Origin of the sequence: Streptomyces sp. NPDC008125 (assembly GCF_042957125.1) — a bacterium.
In the GTDB taxonomy this organism is placed as follows: domain Bacteria; phylum Actinomycetota; class Actinomycetes; order Streptomycetales; family Streptomycetaceae; genus Streptomyces.
In genome coordinates this window covers 1-2,275 of record NZ_JBIBHR010000059.1, presented here as the reverse complement: position 1 = coordinate 2,275, position 2,275 = coordinate 1, and the positions used below count along the sequence as shown (strand labels likewise).

1 protein-coding gene is annotated in these 2,275 nt (G+C 69.2%); it reads right to left on the bottom strand.

What is annotated here, in order from left to right:
* A partial coding sequence (locus tag ACFZAX_RS35405) for a condensation domain-containing protein (RefSeq protein WP_390967090.1) occupies positions 1-2,275 on the bottom strand: 2,275 nt, incomplete at both ends.

The window sequence follows — 2,275 nt, the reverse complement described above, 5'->3', positions numbered from 1 at the left end:
GGTTGCGGTGGGAGGAGAGGATGCCCTTGGGGCGTCCGGTGGATCCGGAGGTGAACATCACGCACGCCACGTCATCGCCCTGAATGGGCAGGCCCGGGTTCTCCGGTGAGTGGTGCAGTACGTCGTCCGGTCCTTCGACGGATGTCGTCCACGGCCCCTGGAGGCGGTCGGCGAGTCCCGTGCGGGTGACGAGGTGGGTGATGCCCGCATCGTTCGCGGCGGTGACGAGCCGTTCGTCGGGGAAGTCGGGGTCGAGGAGCACGTGGCCTGCGCCGGCCTTGAGGACGGCGATCACCGCGGTGGCGAAGGTGGCGTCGCGTTCGAGGAGGATGCCGGCGAGGTCGCCGCGGCCGAGTCCCTGCGAAGACAGGTGGTGGGCCCAGCGGTTGGCGGACGCGTTGAGCTCTCCGTAGGAGATCCGCCGCTCGCCGTCGACCAGCGCGACCGCTTCCGGCGTGCGTGCGGCCTGGTCCTCGAACCGTTCGACCAGTGAGGTGTCACCGATGTCGGCGACGGACCCGGCCCACGGCCCCAGCAACAGCCTTCGCTCGCTGTCCGAGAGCACATCGAGTTCCATGAGGTGCAGGTCGGGATCGGCCAGCACCTGGCGCAGCACCTCACCCAGCACGGTCACCATGCGCCGGACGGTGGTGTGGTCGAACAGATCCTCCGCGAAGAGAACCGTGCCGCACAGTCCCCGACCGTCGTCCGAGCGGAGCAGGAACTCCAGGTCGAACTTGGCCGCACCACTCGTGACACCGGTGACGTCGGCGACCCGGACATCGCCGAGCCGCAGCTCCGGCACGCCTTCCGTCTCCAGGGTGAGGCAGATCTGGAAAAGGGGGTGGCGGGAGAGGGTGCGGGTGGGGCTGAGGGTGTCCAGGACGAGGTCGAAGGGTGCGTCCTGGTGGGCGAAGGCGTCGAGGTCGGTGGTGCGGACGTGTTCGAGGAGCTGGCGGAAGGTGGGATTGCTGTCGGTGCGGGTGCGCAGGACGAGCGTGTTGACGAAGAACCCGATCAGGTCGCGGAGGGCTTCGTCGGTGCGGCCGGCGACGGGGGTACCGATGGTCAGGTCGGTTCCTGCGCCGAGCCGGGTCAACGCGGCGGCGAGGGCCGTGTGTACGACCATGAAGGGGGTGCATCCCTCGGCGCGGGCGAGTGCGCCGATCTGTTCGAACAGGGCCTCTCCGAGGGGGACTTCCACCTGGCCGCCGCGGTGTGTGGCGTGTGCCGGCCGGGGGCGGTCGAGGTTCAGTGCGTGTTCCTCGGGCAGTCCGTCCAGGGTCGACCGCCAGTAGGCGAGTTCCTGGGACAGAATGCTTTCGGTGTCGTCCGGCGAGCCCAGTGCCCGCTGCTGCCATACCGCGTAGTCCGCGTACCGGACCCGGAGCGGCTCCAGTACCTGGCCCTCGATGCCCGCGGCCCGCGCTTCGTAGGCCCGTGACAGGTCGTCGAAGAACACGGTGGTGGACCGTCCGTCCGTCGCGACGTGGTGCACCAGGAGAAAAAACACCCATGAGCCGTCGGCCACCCTGAACAAGGTTGCCCTCAGGGGGAGTTCGTTGCGCAGGTCGAAGACGTGGCGGGCGCCTTCCGCCATGGCCTCGTCCAGCTCGTCGCGGGCCGCCTCACGGCGCTCGACCACTACCCGGGCCTCTGCGGCGGGGAGGACGTGCTGTCGTGGTTCGCCGTCGACGGTGGTGAAGACGGTCCGGAGGGGGGCGTGGCGTTCGACGACGTCGTTGAGGGCGGTTTCGAGGGTGTCGGCGTCGAGTGGGCCTTCGAGGTGGATGGCCATCGGGACGTTGTAGGCGGTGCTGTCGCCGTCGAGTTCGGCGAGCAGCCAGAGTCGGCGTTGGGCGTAGGACAGGGGGGTGTCGTTGTCGTCGGTCGATGTGCCGGGGGTGAGGGGCGGGAGTGCCGGCCGGCCCTTGAGGGTGCTGATGTGCTGGGCGAGGCGTGCGGGTGTGGGGTGCTGGAAGACGTCGCGGATGGTCAGCCGGACGTCGAGGGCGTCGGCGATGAGGTTGGTGAGGCGGGCGGCGAGCAGGGAGTGTCCGCCGTGGTGGAAGAAGCTGTCGTCGATCCCCACGGGGCCCGTGGTGCTCAGCACGCGGTTGAAGAGGGCGAGGACGATCTCTTCGAGCTGGGTCTGTGGGTCGCGTGTCGCGGTGAGCGCTGCGGCGGGTTGGGGGAGGGCGCGTTTGTCGATTTTGCCGTTGGGGGTGAGGGGGAGTTTGTCGAGGGTGGTGAGGTGGGTGGGGATGAGGTGTTC